The organism is Pseudomonas sp. GL_117 (genome assembly GCF_057835125.1).
On sequence record NZ_CM174418.1, the window covers coordinates 1,555,594 to 1,578,416 of the forward strand.

At 61.1% G+C, this 22,823-nt stretch carries 24 protein-coding genes; 13 read left to right on the plus strand and 11 right to left on the minus strand.

What is annotated here, in order from left to right; all coding sequences use genetic code 11:
* Window positions 1-8 precede the first annotated feature (8 nt).
* Both ftsB and ispD read left to right on the plus strand, forming a co-directional pair.
* On the plus strand, window positions 9-287 hold the full coding sequence (ftsB, locus tag AC3ISR_RS06940) for a cell division protein FtsB (protein WP_192299339.1): 279 nt from the start codon (window positions 9-11) through the stop codon (window positions 285-287).
* On the plus strand, window positions 284-991 hold the full coding sequence (gene ispD, locus AC3ISR_RS06945; RefSeq protein ID WP_192299338.1) for a 2-C-methyl-D-erythritol 4-phosphate cytidylyltransferase: 708 nt from the start codon (window positions 284-286) through the stop codon (window positions 989-991). The genes ftsB and ispD overlap by 4 nt, the downstream gene beginning before the upstream one ends.
* Before the next feature lie 129 nt (window positions 992-1,120).
* Here the strand turns inward: ispD and AC3ISR_RS06950 are convergent, their stop codons facing one another.
* Window positions 1,121-2,017: a LysR substrate-binding domain-containing protein gene (locus AC3ISR_RS06950; RefSeq protein WP_192299337.1), complete on the minus strand. Its 897-nt coding sequence runs from the start codon at window positions 2,015-2,017 to the stop codon at window positions 1,121-1,123.
* 109 nt (window positions 2,018-2,126) lie between these two features.
* Between AC3ISR_RS06950 and AC3ISR_RS06955 the strand changes: the two genes are divergently transcribed.
* The 8 genes from AC3ISR_RS06955 (at window position 2,127) to rpoS (ending at window position 9,327) form a co-directional block, all read left to right on the plus strand.
* Window positions 2,127-3,239: an S-(hydroxymethyl)glutathione dehydrogenase/class III alcohol dehydrogenase gene (locus tag AC3ISR_RS06955; RefSeq protein WP_017137160.1), complete on the plus strand. Its 1,113-nt coding sequence runs from the start codon at window positions 2,127-2,129 to the stop codon at window positions 3,237-3,239.
* Between the two features lie 89 nt (window positions 3,240-3,328).
* Entirely contained in the window at window positions 3,329-4,174 is an 846-nt protein-coding gene (gene fghA, locus AC3ISR_RS06960) for an S-formylglutathione hydrolase (protein WP_192299336.1), read from the plus strand.
* Window positions 4,175-4,228: 54 nt separating this feature from the next.
* On the plus strand, window positions 4,229-4,702 hold the full coding sequence (gene ispF / locus AC3ISR_RS06965) for a 2-C-methyl-D-erythritol 2,4-cyclodiphosphate synthase (RefSeq protein ID WP_058412401.1): 474 nt from the start codon (window positions 4,229-4,231) through the stop codon (window positions 4,700-4,702).
* Window positions 4,699-5,757 carry a tRNA pseudouridine(13) synthase TruD gene (truD, locus tag AC3ISR_RS06970; RefSeq protein ID WP_463984547.1) on the plus strand — a complete coding sequence of 353 codons (1,059 nt, stop codon included), beginning with the start codon at window positions 4,699-4,701 and terminating at the stop codon, window positions 5,755-5,757. The genes ispF and truD overlap by 4 nt, the downstream gene beginning before the upstream one ends.
* The gene (gene surE, locus AC3ISR_RS06975) at window positions 5,745-6,494 is read left to right on the plus strand and encodes a 5'/3'-nucleotidase SurE (protein WP_192299334.1); all 750 of its coding nucleotides are present in this window, start codon (window positions 5,745-5,747) and stop codon (window positions 6,492-6,494) included. Before truD ends, surE begins: the two co-directional genes overlap by 13 nt.
* A 41-nt stretch (window positions 6,495-6,535) precedes the next feature.
* Window positions 6,536-7,171, plus strand: coding sequence for a protein-L-isoaspartate(D-aspartate) O-methyltransferase (locus AC3ISR_RS06980; RefSeq protein ID WP_177325361.1), 636 nt, complete (start codon window positions 6,536-6,538; stop codon window positions 7,169-7,171).
* A gap of 209 nt (window positions 7,172-7,380) precedes the next feature.
* On the plus strand, window positions 7,381-8,217 hold the full coding sequence (locus AC3ISR_RS06985; protein WP_463984548.1) for a peptidoglycan DD-metalloendopeptidase family protein: 837 nt from the start codon (window positions 7,381-7,383) through the stop codon (window positions 8,215-8,217).
* 105 nt (window positions 8,218-8,322) lie between these two features.
* Window positions 8,323-9,327, plus strand: coding sequence for an RNA polymerase sigma factor RpoS (gene rpoS / locus AC3ISR_RS06990; RefSeq protein ID WP_192299332.1), 1,005 nt, complete (start codon window positions 8,323-8,325; stop codon window positions 9,325-9,327).
* 237 nt (window positions 9,328-9,564) lie between these two features.
* Here rpoS and AC3ISR_RS06995 read toward each other — a convergent pair whose 3' ends face one another.
* Complete coding sequence (locus AC3ISR_RS06995; protein ID WP_002554837.1) at window positions 9,565-9,774, minus strand: cold-shock protein; 210 nt, start codon at window positions 9,772-9,774, stop codon at window positions 9,565-9,567.
* A 389-nt stretch (window positions 9,775-10,163) separates the two neighbouring features.
* Between AC3ISR_RS06995 and dcd the strand changes: the two genes are divergently transcribed.
* Together dcd and AC3ISR_RS07005 are read left to right on the plus strand one after the other, a co-directional pair.
* Window positions 10,164-10,730: a dCTP deaminase gene (gene dcd / locus AC3ISR_RS07000; protein WP_010212421.1), complete on the plus strand. Its 567-nt coding sequence runs from the start codon at window positions 10,164-10,166 to the stop codon at window positions 10,728-10,730.
* Window positions 10,731-10,837: 107 nt separating this feature from the next.
* Window positions 10,838-11,050 carry a hypothetical protein gene (locus AC3ISR_RS07005; RefSeq protein ID WP_192299331.1) on the plus strand — a complete coding sequence of 71 codons (213 nt, stop codon included), beginning with the start codon at window positions 10,838-10,840 and terminating at the stop codon, window positions 11,048-11,050.
* Window positions 11,051-11,053: 3 nt separating this feature from the next.
* Here the strand turns inward: AC3ISR_RS07005 and pdeM are convergent, their stop codons facing one another.
* The 9 genes from pdeM to AC3ISR_RS07050 form a co-directional block, all read right to left on the minus strand.
* On the minus strand, window positions 11,054-11,704 hold the full coding sequence (gene pdeM, locus AC3ISR_RS07010; protein ID WP_192299330.1) for a ligase-associated DNA damage response endonuclease PdeM: 651 nt from the start codon (window positions 11,702-11,704) through the stop codon (window positions 11,054-11,056).
* Window positions 11,704-14,184, minus strand: a complete 2,481-nt coding sequence (locus AC3ISR_RS07015) for a ligase-associated DNA damage response DEXH box helicase (protein WP_463984549.1) — start codon at window positions 14,182-14,184, stop codon at window positions 11,704-11,706. The genes pdeM and AC3ISR_RS07015 overlap by 1 nt, the downstream gene beginning before the upstream one ends.
* 57 nt (window positions 14,185-14,241) lie before the next feature.
* A complete protein-coding gene (locus AC3ISR_RS07020) occupies window positions 14,242-15,006 on the minus strand; it encodes an ABC transporter ATP-binding protein (RefSeq protein ID WP_192299328.1) in 765 nt (254 codons plus the stop codon).
* Window positions 15,007-15,019: 13 nt separating this feature from the next.
* Window positions 15,020-16,138 (minus strand): succinylglutamate desuccinylase/aspartoacylase family protein, encoded by a 1,119-nt coding sequence (locus AC3ISR_RS07025; RefSeq protein WP_463984550.1) that lies wholly within the window; start codon window positions 16,136-16,138, stop codon window positions 15,020-15,022.
* 9 nt (window positions 16,139-16,147) lie between these two features.
* Window positions 16,148-16,858, minus strand: a complete 711-nt coding sequence (locus AC3ISR_RS07030; protein ID WP_192299326.1) for an ABC transporter permease — start codon at window positions 16,856-16,858, stop codon at window positions 16,148-16,150.
* Window positions 16,855-17,583, minus strand: coding sequence for an ABC transporter permease (locus AC3ISR_RS07035; protein WP_192299325.1), 729 nt, complete (start codon window positions 17,581-17,583; stop codon window positions 16,855-16,857). Before AC3ISR_RS07035 ends, AC3ISR_RS07030 begins: the two co-directional genes overlap by 4 nt.
* A gap of 59 nt (window positions 17,584-17,642) precedes the next feature.
* Window positions 17,643-18,422, minus strand: a complete 780-nt coding sequence (locus AC3ISR_RS07040; protein WP_017739082.1) for a transporter substrate-binding domain-containing protein — start codon at window positions 18,420-18,422, stop codon at window positions 17,643-17,645.
* Window positions 18,423-18,807: 385 nt separating this feature from the next.
* Window positions 18,808-21,249: a penicillin acylase family protein gene (locus AC3ISR_RS07045; RefSeq protein WP_463984551.1), complete on the minus strand. Its 2,442-nt coding sequence runs from the start codon at window positions 21,247-21,249 to the stop codon at window positions 18,808-18,810.
* A 126-nt stretch (window positions 21,250-21,375) separates the two neighbouring features.
* Complete coding sequence (locus AC3ISR_RS07050) at window positions 21,376-22,020, minus strand: glutathione S-transferase N-terminal domain-containing protein (RefSeq protein WP_192299323.1); 645 nt, start codon at window positions 22,018-22,020, stop codon at window positions 21,376-21,378.
* Window positions 22,021-22,104: 84 nt separating this feature from the next.
* On the opposite strand from AC3ISR_RS07050, the gene AC3ISR_RS07055 reads away from it, so the two are divergent.
* Window positions 22,105-22,656, plus strand: coding sequence for a cysteine hydrolase family protein (locus AC3ISR_RS07055; RefSeq protein ID WP_192299322.1), 552 nt, complete (start codon window positions 22,105-22,107; stop codon window positions 22,654-22,656).
* Window positions 22,657-22,823 lie beyond the last annotated feature (167 nt).

Consider the following 22,823-nt stretch of genomic DNA (forward strand, 5'->3'; position numbering starts at 1 on the left):
GGATTTCGATGCGCAGTCCCAATTGGTTGTTCCTCATCTTGCTCCTGTTGCTGGCTGGCCTGCAGTACCGCCTATGGGTGGGTAATGGCAGCTTTGCGCAGGTAAAGGATCTGACCCAGCAAATTGCCGACCAGCACGCCGAAAACGAACGCCTGCTGGAGCGAAACCGCGTCCTCGACGCCGAAGTGCTTGAGCTGAAAAAAGGCACGGAGACCGTTGAAGAACGGGCTCGCCATGAGTTGGGTATGGTCAAGGAGGGCGAAACCCTCTACCAGTTGGCCCAATGAGTAATGGTTTGCCGGCCTTCTGGGCCGTGATTCCTGCCGCGGGCGTTGGTGCTCGTATGGCTGCGGACCGTCCCAAGCAATATTTGCAGCTGGGCGGGCGCACAATTCTCGAACACAGCCTCGGCTGTTTTCTCGACCACCCCTCGCTCAAGGGCCTGGTGGTCAGCCTTGCTGGCGATGATCCTTACTGGCCTGGCCTGGCCTGTGCAGCCGACCCGCGCATCGAGCGTGCGGACGGTGGCACGGAGCGTTCGGGTTCGGTGCTCAATGCGCTGCTGCATTTGCATGCCCTTGGCGCCAGCGATGAAGATTGGGTGTTGGTGCACGATGCTGCGCGGCCGAATCTGAGCCGCGATGATCTCGACAAGCTACTGAGCGAACTGGCGGATGACCCGGTCGGCGGCCTGCTGGCCGTGCCGGCCCGCGACACCCTCAAGCGCGTGGACAAGCATGGGCGGGTGGTGGAAACCGTCGACCGCAGTCTGATCTGGCAAGCCTACACGCCACAGATGTTTCGCCTGGGCGCCTTGCACCGTGCGTTGGCCGATAGCTTGGTGGCGGATGCGGTGATCACTGATGAGGCCTCGGCCATGGAATGGGCCGGCCAGGCGCCGCGCTTGATCGAGGGGCGTTCGGACAACATCAAGGTGACCCGGCCGGAGGATTTGGAGTGGTTGCGGTTGCGGTGGGCTAACCGCGGTTAGTCAGCTGCACCGAGTCGACTTCATCGCAGGCAAGCCAGCTCCCACATTTGACCGTGTTCCTACACGTTAAACGCGGTCCAATGTGGGAGCTGGCTTGCCCGCGAAGAGGCCGGCACAAACAGCCAATATTCACCGGCTGTACTCCGGCCTTTCAGCCAACCCCTCCTTCAAGAAATCCACCAACTTGCGCACCTTCGGCGACAAATGCCGCTGCTGTGGATACAGCGCCCACACCGCCGTATTCGGTGGTTGGTGTGCCTCCAGCAACGACACCAGCGCACCACTGTGCAGATGCTCCAGCACGTAATAATCCGGCAACTGGCACAACCCGACGCCTTGCAACGCCGCATCCAGCACCGCCTGCCCACTGTTACATCGCCAGTTTCCCTGCACACGTTGGGAAAATTCCCGCCCGTCCTGGGCCAGTTGCCAAATGTCCGAGCTACCGATCAGGCAGTTGTGCCGAGTCAATTCCGACAAACTATGTGGCCGACCATACCGCGCCAGGTAGGACGGTGATGCGCACAGGTACATGCGTCGCGGTGCCAGGCGGCTGGCAACCATGCGCGAATCCTGCAGGCGCCCGAGGCGAATCGCGAGGTCGAGGCCTTCGTGCACCAAGTCCAGTTGACGGTTGCTCAGCTCAATATCCACGCGCAACTGCGGGTACAACGCCATGAACCGCGTCACCAGCGGCACGATGAATCGCTCGCCGTACGCCACGGCGCAGGTCATGCGCAACATACCCTTGGGTTCGCTGGTGAGGTCGCCGACCGCGCGCAGGGCCTCTTCGCGCCCGTCCTGCAAACGTTGGCAATGTTGCAGAAAGGTCTGGCCGGCCTCGGTCAGCGTGACCTTGCGCGTACTGCGATAGAGCAAGCGCGTCTGCAAGCGTTCTTCCAGGCGTGCCACCTGCCGGCTGATGTGGGATGAGGACACGCCCAGGCGTTCGGCTGCCGCGGTGAATTGGCTGCATTCGGCCACCGCGACGAATTCATCGATGCCTTCCCAGCGGTTTTCCAACATGATGATTATCCCTGTACAGCAATAAAGTTTTGCTTTTGGCTGGATTATTCATCAGTCAGCCATGTTTTACACTCTGTGCCTTAGTTTTTAACCCGATGGAGAAACCCGGATGATCAAGTCCCGCGCCGCTGTAGCCTTCGAAGCCAAGAAGCCTCTTGAGATCGTTGAAGTGGATGTCGCCATGCCCAAGGCGGGTGAAGTGCTGTTGCGCGTAGTTGCGTCCGGCGTTTGCCACACCGACGCGTACACCCTCTCCGGTGCCGATCCGGAAGGCATCTTCCCGTCGATCCTCGGCCACGAAGGCGGTGCGGTGGTTGAAGCGATTGGCGAGGGCGTGACGTCGGTGGCGGTTGGCGACCATGTGATCCCGCTGTACACCCCGGAATGCGGCAAGTGCAAATTCTGCCTGTCGGGCAAGACCAACCTGTGCCAGGCCATCCGCTCGACCCAGGGCAAGGGCCTGATGCCGGACGGCACCACGCGCTTCTCCTACAAAGGCCAGCCGATTTTCCACTACATGGGGACCTCGACCTTCTCCGAGTACACCGTGCTGCCGGAAATTTCCGTGGCCAAGATTCCCAAAGAAGCCCCGCTGGAGAAAGTCTGCCTGCTGGGTTGCGGCGTCACCACAGGCATCGGCGCGGTAATCAACACCGCCAAGGTCAAGCCGGGCGATACCGTGGCCATCTTCGGCCTCGGCGGTATCGGCCTGTCGGCGGTGATCGGTGCGGTCAAGGCCAAGGCCGGGCGCATCATCGCCATCGACATCAACCCGGCCAAGTTCGAGATCGCCAAGCAACTGGGGGCTACCGACTGCATCAACCCGAAAGACTACGACCGCCCAATTCAGGACGTGATTGTCGATTTGACCGACGGCGGCGTGGACTTTTCCTTCGAATGCATCGGCAACGTGCAACTGATGCGCGCCGCCCTTGAGTGCTGTCACAAAGGCTGGGGCGAGTCGGTGATCATTGGTGTTGCCGGCGCCGGCCAGGAAATTTCCACCCGTCCATTCCAGTTGGTGACCGGTCGCGTCTGGCGCGGTTCGGCATTCGGCGGCGTGCGCGGTCGGACCGAGCTGCCAAGCTACGTGGAAATGGCCCAGACCGGCGAGATCCCGTTGGACACCTTCATCACCCACACCATGGGTCTGGAAGACATCAACAAAGCGTTTGACCTGATGCATGAAGGCAAGAGCATCCGCACCGTCATTCATTTCTGAAGCAGCGGCAAGCTATAAGCGGCAAGCGGCAAGTGGGTGTACGCCTTACTTGTCGCTTGAAGCTTGCACCTTGCAGCTGGGAGCCTCCCATGACCTTGGAAAATATCTCCTGCCAGAAAAGTTTTGGCGGTTGGCACAAACGTTACAAACACAGCTCCCACGTACTCGGTTGCGACATGACCTTCGCCGTCTACCTGCCGCCGCAAGCGGAGCAGGGCGGCAAGTTGCCGGTGCTGTACTGGCTGTCCGGCTTGACCTGCACCGATGAGAATTTCATGCAGAAGGCCGGTGCCCAGCGCATGGCCGCCGAGCTGGGGCTGATCATCGTCGCGCCGGACACCAGTCCGCGCGGCCCTGGTGTGCCGGGTGATCCGGACAACGCGTGGGATTTCGGCCTTGGTGCGGGCTTTTACCTGAACGCTACCCAGGAACCCTGGGCCAAGCACTATCGGATGCATGACTACGTGGTGCAGGAGTTGCCGGCTTTGGTCGAAGCGCATTTCCCGGCTTCGGATAAACGCGGTATCAGCGGCCACTCCATGGGCGGCCACGGTGCGCTGGTGTGTGCTTTGCGCAACCCTGGGCGTTACCTGTCGGTGTCGGCGTTTTCGCCGATCAACAACCCGATGGATTGCCCGTGGGGCCAGAAAGCCTTCTCCCGCTACCTCGGCGAAGAACGTTCCAAATGGCGCGAATGGGATGCCTGCGTGTTGCTCGGCGAAGCCTCGGAAAAGCTGCCGTTGCTGGTGGATCAGGGGGACCGCGACGACTTCCTCGCGGTGCAGCTCAAGCCCGAAGCCTTGCAGCAAGCCGCGAAAGCGGCCAACCATCCGCTCGAACTGCGCCTGCAGCCTGGCTACGATCACAGCTACTTCTTTATCGCCAGCTTCATCGAAGAGCATTTGCGACATCATGGCCGTGCTTTGCTCGGTTAATGTGAGGCAAAAGTAGGTAGAATCACGCCCTGAATTAAATCGGGGCGTTTTTTTATGCGTATTGGCCACGGCTACGATGTGCACCGTTTCGCTGAAGGCGATTTCATCACCCTGGGCGGCGTGCGCATTGCGCATCACCACGGGTTGCTGGCTCATTCCGACGGCGATGTCGTGCTGCATGCCTTGAGCGATGCCTTGCTCGGCGCGGCGGCATTGGGTGACATCGGCAAACACTTTCCAGACACCGACCCGACCTTCAAGGGGGCGGACAGTCGCGTGCTGCTGCGGCATGTGGTCGGCCTGATCCACGCCAAGGGCTGGAAGGTCGCCAACGTCGACAACACGATCGTGGCCCAGGCGCCGAAAATGGCCCCCCATATCGAATCGATGCGCGCGCTGATCGCCGCGGATCTGCAAATAGAATTGGATCAAGTGAACGTGAAAGCCACCACCACCGAAAAGCTCGGGTTTACCGGTCGTGAAGAGGGCATCGCCGTGCACTCCGTCGCCTTGTTGCTGCGCGCATGAACGACCTGCAACTGTTGGGCCCGCGGGCCTATGGCGAGGCCTTGGGCCGCGCGGTGCTGAAGGCGACGGCGGAAGATTTTCAAGTCGATGAGGTACTCGACATCCCGCTGACCGGCGAGGGCGAGCACCTGTGGTTGTGGGTGGAAAAGCGCGGCCTGAACACTGAGGAAGCGGCGCGACGTATCGCCAAGGCCGCCGGTGTGCCGTTGCGCACCGTCAGTTATGCCGGGCTCAAGGATCGCCAGGCACTGACCCGCCAATGGTTCAGCGTGCAGCTGCCAGGCAAGGCCGACCCGGACATGAGCGCCGCAGAAAACGACACCCTCAAGATCCTCAAGACTGCACGGCACAAGCGCAAACTGCAGCGCGGTGCGCATTCGGCCAATGGCTTTACCTTGCGCCTGACCCAGTTGGCTGGCGACACCGCCGCCATCGATGCGCGCTTGCAATTGATCGCCCAGCACGGCATTCCCAATTATTTTGGCGCCCAGCGCTTTGGCCACAACGGCGGCAATGTCGTCGACGCCCGCGAGTGGGCTGCGCGCAAAGCCTTGCCGGAGCAGCGCAATGTGCGTTCGCGGCTGTTGTCCACCGCCCGCAGTTTCCTGTTCAACAAGGTGCTGGCGGCGCGTGTTGCCGATGGCTCCTGGCAGCGCGCCCAAGTCGGCGACCTGTTGGCGTTTACCGACAGCCGCAGCTTTTTCCCGGCGGGCGAAGCTGAATGCAGCGACCCGCGCCTGGCGATTCTGGACCTGCACCCCACCGGGCCTCAGTGGGGCGAGGGCGACTCGCCCGCCTCAGGCGCAACCCATGCGCTGGAACAGGCCATTGCCGCCGGCGAAGCCGACCTGCGCGATTGGCTGGTGAATGCCGGCATGAGCCAGGAGCGTCGCATTCTGCGACTGCCCATTGGCGGGTTGACGTGGCATTATCCCGGTCCTGACATTCTGCAATTGGAATTCGTCCTGCCGGCCGGATGCTTCGCCACTGTCTTGGTGCGCGAGCTTGTTGATCTGGTGCCGGTGGGGCAGACGGACAGCCCATGCGTATTCTGATATCAAACGATGACGGTGCCACCGCACCCGGTCTTGCCGCGCTCTATGCTGCGCTGGAAGATTATGCCGAGTGCATGGTGGTTGCCCCCGACCAGGACAAGAGCGGCGCCAGCAGTTCGCTGACGCTCGACCGTCCGCTGCACCCGCAGGTTCTGGCCAACGGCTTTATCAGCGTGAACGGCACCCCCACCGACTGTGTCCACCTGGCGATCAACAGCCTTTTGGAGCACGAGCCGGACCTGGTGGTGTCGGGCATCAACCTCGGCGCCAACCTGGGTGACGACGTGCTGTATTCCGGCACGGTGGCGGCGGCCCTTGAAGGGCGCTTCCTGGGGCGGACCTCGTTTGCCTTCTCGTTGGCTTCGCGCCAATTGGACAACCTGCCTACTGCCGCCTATTTCGCGCGCAAGCTGGTGGAGGCCCATGGTTCCCTGGACCTGCCGCCGCGAACGGTGCTCAACGTCAATATCCCCAATTTGCCCCTCGACCATATCCGCGGCATCCAGCTGACGCGCCTGGGCCATCGTGCCCGTGCGGCGGCGCCGTTGAAGGTGGTCGATCCGCGCGGCAAGGAAGGTTATTGGATCGCCGCCGCCGGCGATGCCGAAGATGGCGGCCCGGGCACGGACTTTCACGCGGTGATGCAAGGTTATGTATCGATTACCCCGTTGCAACTTGATCGCACCTTCAGTGATGCCTTCAGTAGTCTCGATGGCTGGCTGGAGGCGCTGAACTGATGGGCCGTGAACAAGACGACCTACTGCGCCGCGGCATCGGGATGACCTCCCAACGCACCCGTGAGCGTTTGATCCAGCGCCTGTACGAGGAGGGCTTGTCCAACGCCCAGGTGCTGGAAGTGATCCGCCGTACACCACGGCATCTGTTTGTCGATGAAGCCCTGGCGCACCGTGCCTATGAAGACACCGCGCTGCCCATCGGCCACAACCAGACCATCTCCCAGCCGTACATGGTCGCGCGCATGAGCGAGCTACTGCTGGCGGCCGGGCCTTTGGACAAGGTGTTGGAGATCGGCACCGGCTCGGGCTACCAGACCGCGGTGCTGTCGCAGTTGGTGGAACGGGTGTTCTCGGTGGAGCGCATCAAGGTCCTGCAGGACCGCGCCAAGGAGCGCCTGGCAGAGTTGAACCTGCGCAACGTGGTGTTCCGCTGGGGCGACGGCTGGGAAGGCTGGCCGGCGCTGGCGCCTTACAACGGCATTATCGTCACCGCCGTGGCCACCGATGTGCCGCAAGCCTTGCTCGATCAATTGGCCCCTGGTGGGCGGTTGGTCATCCCGGTGGGCTCTGGCGAAGTGCAACAATTGATGCTCATTATCCGTGAGGACGAAGGGTTTTCACGGCATGTGCTGGGCGCCGTACGCTTCGTGCCGTTGCTCAATGGTCCACTGGCCTGATCATTTGTCTACCGGCAGTGAATTCTGTTGGCTGGGATGTGTCTTACGCCGGGGCCTGTTGAGTCAACATGATTGGCCATCCGGGTTAAACATGATGAATGTTTCGTTTCAGTCGTGTGCCGGAAAAAAGCCAATGCCCAGTTATACTTGCGTCATATTTCAAGCCTGATACAGGCGTTCATGTTCAGCCACCACAAAGGGAGCGGCGGGTGAGTCTCACAGGTCTTGCGCAGCGTATGAGTAAAACAAGCTTTCAGCGACTGGTGCTTGGCCTTGTCTTGAGTTCCTCCCTGGTGGCGTGCTCCAGCTCGCCAAGCAGCGGCGCACGGGTGGTCGACCGCAATGGCGCGGCTCCGCAAAAGCCGACGGTGACCACCGGGCAATATGTGGTACGCAAGGGCGACACGATGTTCTCGATCGCCTTCCGTTATGGCTGGGATTACAAGGCGCTTGCAGCACGTAACAATATTCCGGTGCCCTACACGATACATCCGGGTCAGACGATTCGCTTTGACGGGCGCACCGGCTCAACGCCTGCTGCGGTTGTCACAAACAGCACTTCGTCGCCGTCGTCTTCGAGCAAAACCACGATCATCACCCGGCCTGCAGGCACCGCTGCGCCTGCGGTTGCGAGCAAGCCGACCTCTGCGCCGCTGCCTCCGGCAGGGCCTGCACCGACCGGTTGGGGATGGCCCTCAAACGGAGTGCTTATTGGAAAATTCTCTTCAAACGGCAGTTTGAATAAAGGCATTGATATTGCCGGGGATTTGGGACAGCCTGTTTTAGCTGCGTCTGATGGGACAGTGGTGTACGCCGGGAGTGGTTTACGGGGCTACGGCGAGCTGGTCATCATCAAACACAGCGATACCTACGTCAGTGCTTACGGTCACAACCGCAGGCTGTTGGTTCGGGAGGGGCAGCAAGTCAAAGTCGGACAAACAATTGCCGAAATGGGGTCAACTGGTACAGACCGGGTGAAACTGCACTTTGAGATTCGCCGCCAAGGGAAGCCTGTAGATCCACTGCAATTCCTACCCCGTCGTTGATGTGTTGCCAGCCTGTTCCCTCACGTAGAAGGAACAGGCTCCAGCGTTGCCAAGGATAAAGGCGATGCTTGAGCTTGAGGTCGAACTCACCAAAGGACTATAACAATGGCTCTCAGTAAAGAAGCGCCGGAGTTTGACATCGACGATGAGGTCCTCCTTATGGAGACCGGTATCGCTGAGGATTCGATGTCGAATGAGGGACCTGCAACACCTTCAGTTCGCACCAAATCCAAGAACTCCACTGCGTTAAAGCAACACAAGTACATTGACTACACCCGGGCGCTCGACGCGACCCAGTTGTACCTCAATGAAATCGGCTTTTCCCCTCTGCTCACTCCCGAAGAAGAAGTCCATTTTGCGCGCTTGTCGCAAAAAGGCGATCCGGCCGGGCGCAAGCGCATGATTGAAAGCAACCTGCGGCTGGTGGTGAAAATCGCCCGACGCTATGTCAATCGTGGGCTATCCCTGTTGGACCTGATCGAGGAGGGCAACCTCGGCTTGATCCGGGCGGTGGAGAAGTTTGACCCGGAGCGGGGCTTCCGCTTTTCGACCTACGCTACCTGGTGGATTCGCCAGACCATCGAACGGGCGATCATGAATCAGACCCGCACGATCCGGTTGCCGATCCATGTGGTCAAGGAGCTCAACGTCTACCTGCGGGCGGCACGTGAGCTTACGCAAAAACTCGATCACGAACCCTCGCCTGAAGAGATCGCCAACCTGCTGGAGAAGCCGGTAGGTGAGGTCAAGCGCATGCTCGGCTTGAACGAGCGCGTGTCTTCGGTCGACGTCTCGCTGGGTCCGGATTCGGATAAAACCCTGCTGGATACCCTGACCGACGATCGTCCGACAGATCCTTGCGAGCTGTTGCAGGACGATGATCTGTCCCAAAGCATTGACCAGTGGTTATCCGAGCTTACGGACAAGCAGCGTGAGGTGGTGATTCGCCGCTTCGGCCTGCGCGGCCATGAGAGCAGTACCCTGGAGGATGTCGGCCTGGAAATCGGCTTGACCCGTGAGCGGGTGCGGCAGATCCAGGTGGAGGGCCTCAAGCGCTTGCGTGAGATCCTGGAGAAGAATGGCTTGTCGAGTGAGTCGTTGTTCCAATAACGGCGCACGTTGAAAGTGTGGGAGTCAGGCTTGTGTGGGAGCTGGCTTGCCTGCGATAGCACTACCTCGGTTTGTCAGTGACACCAAGGTGATGCGAGTGCAGGCAAGCCAGCTCCCGCATAGGTTTGGCTCCCACATTTTTTTTGCCTGGCCATTACATCGGCGACAATGCCAAATCCCAGGCATAAAAAAACCCCGCTTTTAAGGGCGGGGTCTTTTCGACTAAGTCAGTACAAGTTAGATAACTTGAACTTCTTCAGCTTGCATGCCTTTCTGACCGCGGGTAGCGATGAAAGAAACCTGTTGGCCTTCTTTCAGGCTTTTGAAGCCGTCGGATTGGATAGCTTTGAAGTGAACGAACAGGTCGTCACCGGATTGTGGAGTGATGAAGCCGAAGCCTTTTTCATCGTTGAACCACTTAACGGTACCAGTTTGGCGATTAGACATGGTGTATCTCCTTGGACAAAGTTAACTGCGACTCAGGAAAAGCCCTGGCCGAGACTGAGTGCAAAGAGCAGGAAAAATTCTTGGAGATGGTTGGATCGAAATTCAACATATCGTGTAGAGATTCTCAGTGACACAAGCAGCACAGTGGCGCCACCTTAACCCTTTTTCCGGAACGTGCCAATGGTATTTCCGAAGGTTTCTCTAATTTCGTGACTGGCGGTGGTATTTACTGCCATCGGTCACCCTGAGCCGGGTCCCGGCCCCGCTGGCTGCGGCCTCCGGCAGGCAGGCCTATCGTCAAGAAAAGCCCGGCGCCCTTTGAACCCCAACGCCGGCCCCGGTAAGATGCCCAACAGAATTTTTCCACCTCGCTATTCAGGACACCCGCCATGAGCATCAAATCGGACAAGTGGATTCGCCGCATGGCGCAAGAGCACGGCATGATCGAACCGTTCGTCGAGCGCCAGATCCGTGGTCAAGGCGATGCCCCGGTGATTTCCTACGGTGTTTCCAGCTACGGCTACGATGTGCGCTGCGCCGATGAGTTCAAGGTGTTCACCAACATCAACTCGGCGATTGTCGATCCAAAGAACTTTGACGAAAAGAGCTTCGTCGACGTCAAGAGCGACGTGTGCATCATTCCGCCGAACTCCTTCGCCCTGGCGCGCACCGTGGAGTTCTTCCGCATTCCCCGCGACGTGCTGACCATCTGCCTGGGCAAGAGCACCTACGCGCGCTGCGGCATCATCGTCAACGTGACGCCGCTTGAGCCCGAGTGGGAAGGTCACGTGACCCTGGAGTTCTCCAACACCACCACGTTGCCGGCGAAGATCTATGCCAACGAAGGTGTGGCACAGATGCTGTTCCTGCAGTCCGACGAGGCTTGTGAAGTGTCCTATAAAGACCGTGCAGGCAAGTACCAGGGCCAGCGCGGCGTTACCCTCCCGCGCGCTTGATCGAAAGGTCTTACACGTAAAGGGAATTTGTCGGCGGGTAGGCACTCTATTGGGTGTACTGCCTCGGCGCGTGCACAACGCGCCGGGCCACGCTTGAGGAGTCCCTTATGAAGATCGACCCGCGAATCAGCGCCGAACTTGCCCGGCTTGAACCCAACCAGATTGGTGTGATGGCCTGGTCCCTGATGGCAAATCCAGCCTTCGACGGGGGAGTGCCGGGACAGCCGGATCCTGACCCCGCCCCAGGTCAACCCGAGCAGCCCGATGAAACCGGTGTTCCAACCCTGCCGGACGAGCCGCCTCCCGCTCCCGTTGCCTGACATCTAGCCCAGTGGCCAGACTTCATGATCGCCAATCACATAGATTCGGCGATCATTGTCCTGCTCCACCCCATGCCCCCCGGTGAATGCACCGAACGCTGGCAACAGACTGATCCGCCCACCGATCTGGAAGCAGGGCAGCCGCAGGCTCTGCCGCCCTTTGCCCCGCAGCCGATACACCGGATGCACATGCCCCGCCAGCACGTGGTGAACGGGGTGGGCGTGCGGTTCGTGTTGCAAGGCGAAAGGCCCCATCAGCAGTGGCTCAGTCACCACGTCGACCCTCAAGTCGGCCGGTGGGTCGCCTGCGCGTTTATCGTGATTGCCACGAATCAAGGTCATCTTCAGGGCAGCATTGCGCTCACGCCAGGCCCTCAGTGCGTTCAGGGTGCCACTGGCCTGTGACCCGGGGCCGTGCAAGAAGTCGCCAAGGAAGATCAGTTGCTCACAGGCATACGCCGACAACAGTCGATCCAGGCGTACAAGATTCGCTGTAGTCGTCCCCTGGGGCACCGGCTGCCCCAGGCTGCGATAGGCCGAGGCTTTGCCAAAATGTGCATCGGCAATCAACAGGCACCGCCGCGCGGGCCAGTAAACCGCCTTGTCCGCCAGCAGCCATAGCCATTCACCTTCCAGCAGCACCTTGCAAACCATCAACGCTTCCCGTTATCCGCGACCTTTTCCAGGTCCTTGACCATCCGTGCGATGCGCGCCGAGAGCTTTTCCGAGCTCATGCTTTCGCGCATTCGCTCCACCAGTAATGGGAACGCCAGTGGCGTCGGGCGTTCGATCAAGTGTAAATCCAGCTTCAGTGTCGACAGATGGCGCAAGGTCTCTTCCAGTCGCCGCATATCCAGCTCGTCACGCAGGACTTCTTCCCCCGCCTGGGTCAGCAACAGGTTCTGTGGGTCATATTGCTTGAACACCTCGAAGAACAGCCCGCTGGACGCCTGCACCTGCCGCGTGCTTTTCGGTGCGCCGGGGTAACCGGCAAACACCAGCCCGGCGATGCGCGCGATCTCACGAAAACGGCGCAAGGCCAACTCACCGGCATTCAGGCTGGCGGCCACGTCGTGGAGCAGGTTCTCGGGGCTCAGCAATGCGCTGTTCAACAATGCAGGCCAATCCACCTCGGTAGCACTCAGTAGCTCCAACCCGTAGTCATTCACCGCAATCGAGAAGGTCACGGGTTGCCCCTGGCTGACCCGCCACGCCAGCAAACCGGCCAACCCCTGGTGCACCTGGCGCCCGCCGAACGGGTAGAGGAACAGGTGCCAGCCCTCGCGGGATTTGAGTACTTCGGCCAGTAAGCATGTGCGCGTCGGCAGGCCGGACCAGTGCAACTGCGTCAGTAGCAAAGGTTGCACCGCGCGCATTTCAGGGCCGTCAAAGTGCCCCTGGGCCGCCGCGTCAAAGCGTGCCACCACGGCCTGTGCCAGCTCGTTGGAGAGTGGCATGCGCCCACCGTTCCAGCGCGGTACGGCGGCTTTTTTCGCGCTGCTGCGGCGTACATAGGCGGTCATGTTTTCCACGCGGACCAGCTCGAGCAAGCGTCCGGCAAACAGGAAGCCATCACCTGGCTTGAGCCGCGCAATAAAACCTTCCTCGACACTGCCCAGGTTCTTGCCCCCGCCGCCTTTGCTCCAGAATTTCAGCTGGATGCTGGCGTCGCTGACGATTGTGCCCACACTCATGCGGTGATGCCGCGCCAGTCGTGCATCAGGGACACGCCAGATGCCCTGTTCATCGGGTTCCACCCGGCGGTAATCGGGGTAGGCAGTCAGGGACAGACCGCCATGCCGCACAAATCCCAGCGCCCAGGCCCAGTCCTCTTTATCGAGGTCGCGATAAGCCCAGGTGCCGCGTACCTCTTCCAGCAGCGCATCCGGCGTAAAGCCGCCGCCCAACGCCATGCTCACCAAATGTTGTACGAGCACGTCCAATGGCTTGTAGGGCGATTCCCGCGCTTCAATACGCCGTTGGGCAATTGCATCCTGGGCCGCCGCCGCTTCCACCAGTTCCAGGCTGTGGGTCGGCACCAGCGTCACTCGCGACGGCCGACCCGGCACATGCCCCGAGCGCCCGGCGCGCTGCATCAGGCGTGCGACGCCTTTGGCCGAGCCAATCTGCAGCACACGCTCTACCGGCAAAAAATCCACCCCCAGGTCCAGGCTGGAGGTGCAGACCACCGCCTTGAGCTGGCCGTCTTTCAACGCCCGCTCTACCCAGTCTCGGGTTTCCCGCGACAGTGAACCATGGTGCAGCGCAATCACCCCGGCCCAATCGGGACGCGCATCCAGCAATGCCTGGAACCAGATTTCCGACTGCGCCCGCGTATTGGTAAACACCAGGCAACTGCTGCTGGCGTCTATTTCCGCCAGCACCTGGGGCAACATCTTCAGGCCGATATGCCCGGCCCAGGGAAAGCGTTCGGCGTGCGCTGGCAGCAAGGTGTCGACCTTCAGCTGCTTGGCTGTTTGCCCCTGCACATTGATCCCGCCGCCCTGTGGGACCAGCACCTCCAAGGCGTGGGATTGATTGCCCAGCGTGGCGGAAATCCCCCACACCATCAGTTCGGGATGCCAGCGTCGCAGCCGTGCCAGCGCCAGTTGCAACTGGACGCCGCGCTTGTTGCCGATCAATTCATGCCATTCATCCACTATGACCATGCGCAGGTGCGCCAGGCTCGTTTCGCTGTCGGCACGGGCGAGCATCAGGGTCAGGCTTTCCGGGGTGGTGACCAGTGCGGTGGGCGGGCGCCGGGTCTGGCGTGCGCGTTCGCTGCTGCTGGTGTCGCCGGTGCGCAGGCCGACGCTCCACGGAATCTGTAGTGACTCCAGCGGCGCTTCGAGGGCGCGGGCTGTGTCGGCGGCCAGGGCGCGCATCGGCGTGATCCACAGCACGCTCAGCGGTTCGGCAGGGGGGGTACGCTTGCCGGTCGCGGGCGGGCGCGAGATGGCAAAGCGGTTGAGGGCAGCAAACCACAGGGCGTAGGTCTTACCGGCGCCAGTGCTGGCGTGCAGCAGTCCCGACTGGCCGCTCCTGACCGCCGCCCACACATCTTTTTGAAAAGCGAACGGCTTCCAACCCTTGGCGGCAAACCAATGCTTGGCGTAGTCGGTAGGTTTTGCCATGGGCGCGCTGACACTCTGGAAGGTCTATTGCACAGACCTTCCAGGGCGCGCAAAGGTTTACTTCAAGTTGCCACTCAAGAACTGCTGCAAGCGCTCGCTCTGCGGATTGCCCAGCACATCCGCCGGCGCGCCTTGCTCTTCCACCAGGCCCTTGTGCAGGAACAGCACTTGGCTCGACACCTTGCGTGCAAAGCTCATCTCGTGGGTCACCATGATCATGGTGCGGCCTTCCTCGGCCAGGCCCTGGATCACTTTCAACACTTCGCCCACCAGCTCCGGGTCGAGGGCCGAAGTGGGTTCGTCGAACAGCATCACCTCAGGTTCCATCGCCAGGGCGCGGGCGATGGCGACCCGTTGCTGCTGGCCGCCGGAGAGAAACGCCGGGTATTGATCGGCCACCCGTGCCGGCAGGCCGACCTTGTCCAGATAACGACGGGCGCGCTCCTCGGCGTCCTTCTTGCTGCAGCCCAGCACCCGGCGCGGGGCCATGGTGATGTTTTCCAGCACGCTCATGTGGCTCCACAGGTTGAAGTGCTGGAACACCATCGCCAGGCGCGTGCGCAGGCGCTGCAACTCGGCGTCGTCGGCCACGCGCATGCCGTGGCGGTCGCTGACCATGCGGATGGGCTTGCCATCCAGGGTCATGGCGCCGTCGTTGGGGGTCTCCAGGAAGTTGATGCAGCGCAGAAAGGTACTCTTACCCGAGCCGCTGGCGCCGATCAGGCTGATCACGTCACCGGTCTTGGCCTTGAGCGAAACACCTTTGAGCACTTCATTGTCGCCATAGCTTTTATGCAGGCCTTCAACGGTCAATTTGTACATGGGACGTGCATCCTCAAGGCGAAAGTAGATAGCCGCTGCGGTAGGCCTCGGTGCCTGCGACATGGCCGATGACCATCCCGGCAGTGGCCATGCGGCGTAGCGAACGGGCGTAAAGCAGGCCGGCCTTCTGGCAGTGCACGGGCGTTACGCGGTCGGTAATAGGGTCGATGATTTCGGCGATCAGTTGCCCGGCCTCCAGGTATTCGCCGGGCAGGGCGCTGAACACCAGCAGGCCGCCAACCGGCGTAGCCACCGGCTCGACACCGGCCAGCGGCGTGGCCGGGTAGGGCAGGTCGGGCAGCGGGGCGACATCGCCGGTAATGGCGCCGAAGTGGATCAGGTAGTCGATGATCGCCTGGCAGTCGAGGCTGGCCAGACCGTGGTTCACATCGCCCTGGCCGCGCAGTTCGACGGTCACCGAAAAGCTGCCCATGGGTATCGGGAAGCGCTCGCCGAAGCGTTGCTGCAACTGCCACCAGACCAGGGTGAAACATTCATCGAAGGATTGCCCACCGGAGTCGGTGGCGAGCAAGTTGGCCTCCGAGCCGATATAGCGCGCCAGCGGCTCCACCTGCGGCCACGCTTCGGGCGTGGTGTACAGGTGCGCCACGGCTTCGAAGTCGCAATGCAGGTCCAGCACCATGTCGGCATCGCAAGCCAGGCGCTGCAATGCCAGGCGTTGGGATTGCAACTGGGTCGCAGCAGTCTGCGCCGCCAAGGCGTCGCACAGGGCAGCACGGATCACCCGCACGTTGTGCTGCGGGTCGTCGCTGAGCAACGCCTCGACCTGAGTGCCGACGGCTTCACTGAGGTCGACGAACAGGCGATTGAAGTTCTGCCCGCTCTCCAGCTCGTAGCGGCCCAATGGAATATCCATCAGCACCTGTTCCAGGCCCACCGGATTGGCCACCGGTACCAGCACAATCTCACTGCGCAGACGCCCGGCCGCGGCCAACTCGGCCAGGCGCACCTTCAGGTGCCAGGCCACCAGCATGCCCGGCAGTTCGTCGGCATGCAGCGACGCCTGGATATAGATTTTGCCCTCGGCCTCTGCGGGCCCGAAGTGGAAACTGTGAATCTGCCGCGCCGTACCTGGCACCGGCGCAATCAGTTGATGAATCTGATGACGCATTGCGACTCCTTAGTGGCTCGGCCCGAGAAAGGCCAGCCAGCGGCGCTCTGCCAGGCGAAACAGACCAACCAGGGCGAAGGTCACGGTCAGGTAGATCAGCGCAGCGATGCCGAATGATTGAAAGGTCATGTAGGTGGCCGAATTGGCGTCCCGGGCCACCTTGAGAATGTCCGGCACCGTCGCGGTAAATGCCACCGTGGTCGAATGCAGCATCAGGATCACTTCGTTGCTGTAGTACGGCAGCGAACGGCGTAGGGCCGAGGGCATGATCACGTAGGCATACAGCTTCCAACCGCTCAGACCGTAGGCCTTGGCCGCTTCGACTTCGCCGTGGGCCATGCTGCGGATCGCCCCGGCAAAGATCTCGGTGGTGTAGGCACAGGTGTTGAGGGCGAAGGCGAGGATGGTGCAGTTCATCGCATCGCGAAAGAACGCATCCAGCAACGGTTGTTCGCGCACCGCCGCGATGCTGTAGATGCCGGTGTAGCAGATCAACAACTGAATATAGAGCGGCGTGCCACGAAACAGGTAGGTGTAGAACTGCACCGGCCAGCGCACCAGGCGCTTGCGCGAGACGCGTGCGATGGACAGCGGGATCGACACGAGGAAACCAATCACCAGCGAGGCGCTGAGCAACCACATGGTCATTGCCAGGCCGGTGATGTGCTGGCCGTCGCTGTACAGGAACGGCCGCCAGTATTGCTGCAGGAGTTCGATCATCGCACGGCCTCCCGGGCCCCGGCGGAGTAGCGCCGCTCAAGCCTGCGCAACACGAAGTTGGAGGCGCTGGTAATCAACAGGTAGATCAGCGCGGCGACCACCAGGAAATAGAACAGTTGATAGGTGCTCTTGCCCGCATCCTGGGCCGCCTTGACCAGGTCTGCCAGGCCGATGATCGACACCAGCGCGGTGGCCTTGAGCATCACCATCCAGTTGTTGCCGATGCCCGGCAGGGCAAAGCGCATCATCTGCGGAAAGGTGACATAGCGGAACCGCTGCCCGCGCTTGAGCCCGTAGGCCGTCGCCGCCTCCAGCTGGCCGCGGGGCACGGCGAGGATCGCACCGCGAAAGGTTTCGGTGAAGTAAGCACCGTAGATAAAGCCCAGGGTGATGACCCCGGCGCTGAATGGGTCGATCTCGATGTAGTCCCATTCCATAAAGTCGGTAAAACCGGTCAGCCAGATTTGCAGGCTGTAGAAAATCAGCAGCATCAGCACCAGGTCGGGTACGCCGCGGATCAAGGTGGTGTAGAGCTGGGCGGGGATACGCAGCAGGCGCAGGCTGGACAGCTTCGCGCTGGCGCCGAGCAGGCCGAGCAGGACGCTGACGGCCAGGGAAGCGACCGACAACTTCACGGTCATCCACGTGCCTTGCAGCAACAGCGGGCCGAACCCCTTCAAGCTGAAGGCACCCAGCCCCAGGGTTTGTAAAAGATCTTCAAACATGACTTCAGGACCTATGGCGATAAAAAAGCGCCCACCGCAAAGGGGTGGGCGCCAGGGTGTTATTTACCGCTGTACAGGTTCAGGTCGCCGAAGTGTTTCTTCTGGATGGTGGCGTAGGTGCCATCATCGTGTAACGCTTTGATACCTTTATCGAGCAAGGCCTTGAGGTCTTTGTTACCTTTTTTGATACCGATCGCAGTTTTGGACGGCAGCAGTGGGTCATCGATAGCCGCGCTGACTTCATAACCGGCACCGGCCGGCGACTTCAGGAAGCCCAGTTCGGCTTGCAGCATGTCCTGCACCGAGGCGTCGAGGCGGCCGGAGGTCAGGTCCGCGTACACCTGGTCCTGGTTGGCGTAGGCCTTGGTGGTCACACCGGCCTTGTCCAGCACGGCCTTGGCGTAGGCTTCCTGAATGGTGCCTTGCTCATAGCCCACGGATTTGCCCTTGAGCGACTCCGGGGTGGAGAAACCGGCGCCTTTCTTGAACACCAGGGACGTCGGGCCGGAGAACAGCTCGCTGGAGAAGTCGATCGCCTTTTCACGGGCGGTGGTCACGGTCATCGACGAAATCACACCGTCGAATTTGTTGGCGTTGAGGCCCGGAATCATGCCGTCAAAATCACTTTCGACCCACTTACACTTGACCTTCAGCTCCGCGCAGATCGCATTGCCCAGGTCGATGTCGAAGCCCACCAGGCTGCCGTCGGCGGCTTTGGACTCGAACGGCGCGTAGGACGGATCGACACCAAAACGCAATTCCTTGTATTCCTTGGCCAAGGCGGAACCTGCGGCCATGCACAGAGCCAGTGCAGAAAGGGTCAGCAATGCTTTTTTCATTATGTAATCCCTTGAAACCAAGATAAGCGCTTGTGGCGCGTTTAGGACTGTTACTGAACGGTGTCAGACCCAACACCCGTAGCAATTTCTGAACCATAGTTCCGAATAGTCGTTTTAAAAGGTACGAAGGAATACTTCAGAGTGTAGGAGATGCCCGAAATTGGGCATTGGAAAATCAGCGCACCGTTTTGGGTCGTGCGCATCTGAAAATGTCGGAGGGCTGTTGTAGTGAGCGGGCTCGCCCCGCGCTGGGTGGCGAAGCCGCCCCAAATCCAGGCGCCTCGGTTTTCCTGAAACACCGCGGCGGACCGTTTGGGGCGGCTTCGCCACCCGGCGCGGGGCAAGCCCGCTCACTACAGGGGCTGCCTTTCGTAGGGGGGCGGGGTTATTTGCCTGGGGTCAGGGTTAGCCGCGTCTTCCCGTACACCTTGTCAAAGTTCTGCGGCTGCATCGGGAAGCTCAGGTATTGCGCCTTGAGCGATGGGTCGATGCCGTTGGCATAGTTCGGGCTGGCGGGGTTGCCGGATTGGCCGATGCCACCCTGGCCTGTCATCGGTTCCACTTGGCCGAAGTCGACGATCATGCGCAGCGCCGGCACCTGGGTGGTAGTGAAGTCCTGCCCCCAGTTGTACGGCGCCGGGTTCAGGGTGTTGTGGTCGCCACCGGATGCCAATGGGCCTCGAATCACCTGGCCCCCGGCGTTTTTCCAGGTGGTGCTGTGCAACTTGCCCCACTGCCAGGCCTTGTGATCGCTGCCCAGTTGGCTGTCTCCGGCGCTGATCGCCGCGGCCAGGCTACGGGCGAGGATTGCCGGTTTGTCTTCTTTCTGCGGGGTCCGGATGTCGTCCCAGAACGGGCTGTCTTCACGGCCCAGCAGGTGGTCGGCCTGGGCGGCATAGGACAGGCTGGCGTTGCTGACAAACGCCTTCCAGCTGGCGCTGTTTTCCGGGCCGAGTTCATCGAGGAAGATCTGTTTGGTGCTTTCTTGCAGGAACAGTTCGTAGAGCGCCGCGTCGGCGGAGGTGGACACCAGGCGCCCATCGAACCCCATCAAGCGGCTCAACGCCTCGCGGGCCTTGGCCTGCTCGGCTGCCGGCAGGGCGTCAATCGCCTGTTTCAGCGGCTGGGCCATGCCCGGCGCCTGGAGCATGCTCTTGAGCTTGGCGGCGAAGGTGGTGGTCTGGTCGTACTGCATGGCGATCATACTGCGGGTGTCATGCTTGCCCGCATTGGCCAGTTGCGCCAGGCGCTCGCTGCGCTCGGGCGCGTCCCAGGAGTTGGACAGCTGCATGCCATAACCGCGCGGTGCGGTGCGCTGGTTGGCGGTGCCGATCCAGCCTTGGGCCGGGTCCTGGTCGTAAGGGTGCAGCATTGCGTCGGCGTAACCGTCCCAGTCAAAGCGCGTGTCCCAGCCCGGCGAGGGCAGCAGGCCTTCACCTTCGCGGCGGTTGGGGAAGCGGCCGGTGACTTGCCAGCCGATGTTGCTGGCGTCGGCAAACACCAGATTCAACGCGATGGCGCGAATCTCGCGGGTCGCGTCCGAGGCCTTGCCGGCGTTTTGTGCGCGGGACAGGTCGAAGAACGCGTCCAGGCTCTTGTCGTCCTTGAAGTCGGCGGTTTGCAAGGCCAGGCCCAGGCCGCTGGTCAGTGCCTGGCTGCTGTTGAGCAGGGCGCCATGGCGGGTTTCGTACACCACTTCGCGAGTCGAGCGTTGGCCTTTGACGAAGAAGGTTTCGTTACGCACAGCGGCCGGTAGCCATTTGCCGTTGTTCTCGTAGTACAACGCGCTGCCTTGGCGTTTGACCTTCTCCAGGAACAGGTCCTGGGTGTCGCCCTTGACCGTGCTCATGCTCCACGCGACTTTGCCGTTGAAGCCGGACAACAGGGTCGGCAGACCGGCAATCGAGGCACCGACCGCCTGGTATTTCGGCGCGCGGATCTGCACGTAGCTCCACGGCGACGGCGCTTGCGGCTGGGCGGCAAGGTCGTTGGCCAGCAGGCTTTTGCCGCTGCGGCTGCGTTGCGGGCCAATCGCCCAGTTGCTCGAGGTGGTCACGGCCAGGGCGTTGAGGCGGCTCAGTTGCTGGCTGACCGTGTCCAGCCCGGCGAGGCCGGTGATCTGGCCCAGGTTGACCCCTTTGAGTTTCTCGGCTTCGGCCAGCGGGATCGCTTCATCCGGCGCGCTCGGGGTGAGCCAGGCGAGTTTGTCGACACCGACTTTCTGCGCCAGCACCAGTGAAGCGATTTCTTCCTGCAGGTTGGCCGACTCGCTGAAATTCAACAGGCAGAACAACAGCGCCGAATCTTCCGGTTTCCAGTACTCGGGCTTGTAGCCGGTCTGGGCGAGGTCCGGCGGCAGCTTGTCGCGGTAGCGGAACAGGTAGGCGTTGACGCCGCGCGCGTACACCTCGAAGAACCGCTTGAGGCGTGGCGAGGAGGCGTTATACAGCTCGCCGGCGCTTTTTTTCAGGTTGACCGCACGCATGAACCGGTCGGCATCCAGCACATCGGGACCGGACATCTCCGCCAGACGGCCCTGGGCCAGCAGGCGCAACGTGACCATCTGGGTGATGCGGTCACTGGCATGTACATAACCGAGGCTGAACAGCGCGTCATGGAAGGTGTTGCTTTCGATCAACGGCATGCCCTGGGCATTGCGACGCACCGACACATTCTGTGCCAGGCCTTTGATTGGTTGCACGCCGGCGACCGGCGGCAGGGTGTCCTGGATGCTCTGGAGTTGGCAGCCGGCCAGGCTTAATGCACTGGCCACTGCCGCGGCAACGCCGAACCGGGGAAGAAAATGTGAGAGGGCTGGCGAGGCCATGGCAAAGCTCCTGCGGGGGGTAGCGTCAGTAAAGGCGCTACGTTAGTGAGCGCGGTGAAACGACGCAAGCAGGAGTTTGGGGAAAGCATCAGATCTTGAGACGGGCTCAAATCAAATGCTTTGGGGTCAGGCCTTGGGCGGATTCACTTTCTGCACCAGTTCGTAAGCCCGCACTGTCGCCGGCCGCTCCTTGATGCTGTTAAACCAACGCTGCACATGGGGGAAATCTTCCAACCGCTGGCTCTGCCACTTGTGGGAAACGATCCACGGATAGATGGCCATGTCGGCAATGCTGTAGTCCTCGCCTGCGACGAACGCGCGGTCTGCCAGGCGCCGATCCAATACGCCGTACAGGCGCGCGGTTTCATCCACGTAACGCTTGATCGCGTAGGGAATCTTTTCCGGTGCGAACTGGCTGAAGTGATGGTTCTGGCCGGCCATCGGCCCCAATCCACCCATCTGCCAGAACAGCCATTGCAGGGTTTCCTGACGACCGCGTAGGTCCTTGGCAATGAACTGGCCGGTTTTTTCTGCGAGGTAGAGCAGGATTGCGCCGGATTCGAACAACGAAATCGGCGCGCCACCATCGCTCGGTTGATGATCGACGATGGCCGGAATGCGGTTGTTGGGAGCGATCTTCAGGAAGTCCGGCTTGAACTGGTCGCCCTGGCCGATATTGATCGGATGCACCTCATAGGGCAGGCCGGCTTCTTCCAGGAACAGTGATACTTTGTGACCGTTGGGGGTAGTCCAGTAGTACAAGTCGATCATGACGCTCTCCAAGTGCGCGAATGGCTGTAGGAATAGGTGATGCTGGGAGCGCGAAAATTCAATGAAACATTTAGGTCTATCGTTATGGCATTTCGACAGGACGCGGCGCTGATCGTGATTGATCAGCAAAAAGGCATTCATCACCCCAAGCTGGGGCGGCGTAATAACCCGCAGGCCGAAGAACGCATCCAGGCGCTGTTGCGGCATTGGCGCAGTACCGGGCGCCCGGTGATCCATGTGCAGCATTTGTCCCATCTGCCGGACTCGGTGTTCTGGCCTGGGCAGTCCGGCGTCGAGTTCCAGGACAATTGCGTGCCTGCGCCCGGCGAGCAATTGATTCAAAAACGCGTACCGGATGCCTTCAGCGGTACGCCGCTGCAAGCGCAGTTGCGCGCGGCCGGCATCGTGCAATTGGTGCTGGTGGGCGTGGCCACCCACAACTCGGTGGAAGCCACCGCACGCACCGGCGGCAACCTCGGGTTTGATACCTGGGTGATTGAGGACGCGTGCTACACCTTCGACAAACCGGACTTTTTCGGTGCGCCGCACCCCGCCGAGCTGGTGCACGCCATGTCCCTGGGTAACCTGCACGGCGAATACGCCACGGTGATCAACTCCCGTGATGTGCTGGGCTAAGCCTGGGCGCATGAAGGGCGGTTGAGCTTGAGGAATCGAGACGGTGGCGGGCGAGAGGTTGAGCTGTTGTTTCAGCGCAGATCCTGATTTGAGATGCAATCCAATGTGTGTGCGGGCTTGCTCGCGAAGGCGGTGGGTCAGTTGAAATACCTGTGACTGACACGCCA

Excerpts from the sequence above, each read along its gene's own strand:
- AC3ISR_RS07050 (WP_192299323.1), bottom strand. The coding sequence starts at position 22,020 with ATGATCGACTTGTACTACTGGACTACCCCCAACGGTCACAAAGTATCA.
- AC3ISR_RS07045 (WP_463984551.1), bottom strand. The coding sequence starts at position 21,249 with ATGGCCTCGCCAGCCCTCTCACATTTTCTTCCCCGGTTCGGCGTTGCC.
- AC3ISR_RS06955 (WP_017137160.1), top strand. The coding sequence starts at position 2,127 with ATGATCAAGTCCCGCGCCGCTGTAGCCTTCGAAGCCAAGAAGCCTCTT.
- ispD (WP_192299338.1), top strand. The coding sequence starts at position 284 with ATGAGTAATGGTTTGCCGGCCTTCTGGGCCGTGATTCCTGCCGCGGGC.
- AC3ISR_RS07030 (WP_192299326.1), bottom strand. The coding sequence starts at position 16,858 with ATGATCGAACTCCTGCAGCAATACTGGCGGCCGTTCCTGTACAGCGAC.
- AC3ISR_RS07055 (WP_192299322.1), top strand. The coding sequence starts at position 22,105 with ATGGCATTTCGACAGGACGCGGCGCTGATCGTGATTGATCAGCAAAAA.
- AC3ISR_RS06950 (WP_192299337.1), bottom strand. The coding sequence starts at position 2,017 with ATGTTGGAAAACCGCTGGGAAGGCATCGATGAATTCGTCGCGGTGGCC.
- surE (WP_192299334.1), top strand. The coding sequence starts at position 5,745 with ATGCGTATTCTGATATCAAACGATGACGGTGCCACCGCACCCGGTCTT.
- ftsB (WP_192299339.1), top strand. The coding sequence starts at position 9 with ATGCGCAGTCCCAATTGGTTGTTCCTCATCTTGCTCCTGTTGCTGGCT.
- dcd (WP_010212421.1), top strand. The coding sequence starts at position 10,164 with ATGAGCATCAAATCGGACAAGTGGATTCGCCGCATGGCGCAAGAGCAC.
- AC3ISR_RS07025 (WP_463984550.1), bottom strand. The coding sequence starts at position 16,138 with ATGCGTCATCAGATTCATCAACTGATTGCGCCGGTGCCAGGTACGGCG.
- truD (WP_463984547.1), top strand. The coding sequence starts at position 4,699 with ATGAACGACCTGCAACTGTTGGGCCCGCGGGCCTATGGCGAGGCCTTG.
- ispF (WP_058412401.1), top strand. The coding sequence starts at position 4,229 with ATGCGTATTGGCCACGGCTACGATGTGCACCGTTTCGCTGAAGGCGAT.
- AC3ISR_RS07020 (WP_192299328.1), bottom strand. The coding sequence starts at position 15,006 with ATGTACAAATTGACCGTTGAAGGCCTGCATAAAAGCTATGGCGACAAT.
- AC3ISR_RS07005 (WP_192299331.1), top strand. The coding sequence starts at position 10,838 with ATGAAGATCGACCCGCGAATCAGCGCCGAACTTGCCCGGCTTGAACCC.
- AC3ISR_RS07040 (WP_017739082.1), bottom strand. The coding sequence starts at position 18,422 with ATGAAAAAAGCATTGCTGACCCTTTCTGCACTGGCTCTGTGCATGGCC.
- AC3ISR_RS06995 (WP_002554837.1), bottom strand. The coding sequence starts at position 9,774 with ATGTCTAATCGCCAAACTGGTACCGTTAAGTGGTTCAACGATGAAAAA.
- AC3ISR_RS06980 (WP_177325361.1), top strand. The coding sequence starts at position 6,536 with ATGACCTCCCAACGCACCCGTGAGCGTTTGATCCAGCGCCTGTACGAG.
- fghA (WP_192299336.1), top strand. The coding sequence starts at position 3,329 with ATGACCTTGGAAAATATCTCCTGCCAGAAAAGTTTTGGCGGTTGGCAC.
- rpoS (WP_192299332.1), top strand. The coding sequence starts at position 8,323 with ATGGCTCTCAGTAAAGAAGCGCCGGAGTTTGACATCGACGATGAGGTC.
- AC3ISR_RS07015 (WP_463984549.1), bottom strand. The coding sequence starts at position 14,184 with ATGGCAAAACCTACCGACTACGCCAAGCATTGGTTTGCCGCCAAGGGT.
- pdeM (WP_192299330.1), bottom strand. The coding sequence starts at position 11,704 with ATGGTTTGCAAGGTGCTGCTGGAAGGTGAATGGCTATGGCTGCTGGCG.
- AC3ISR_RS07035 (WP_192299325.1), bottom strand. The coding sequence starts at position 17,583 with ATGTTTGAAGATCTTTTACAAACCCTGGGGCTGGGTGCCTTCAGCTTG.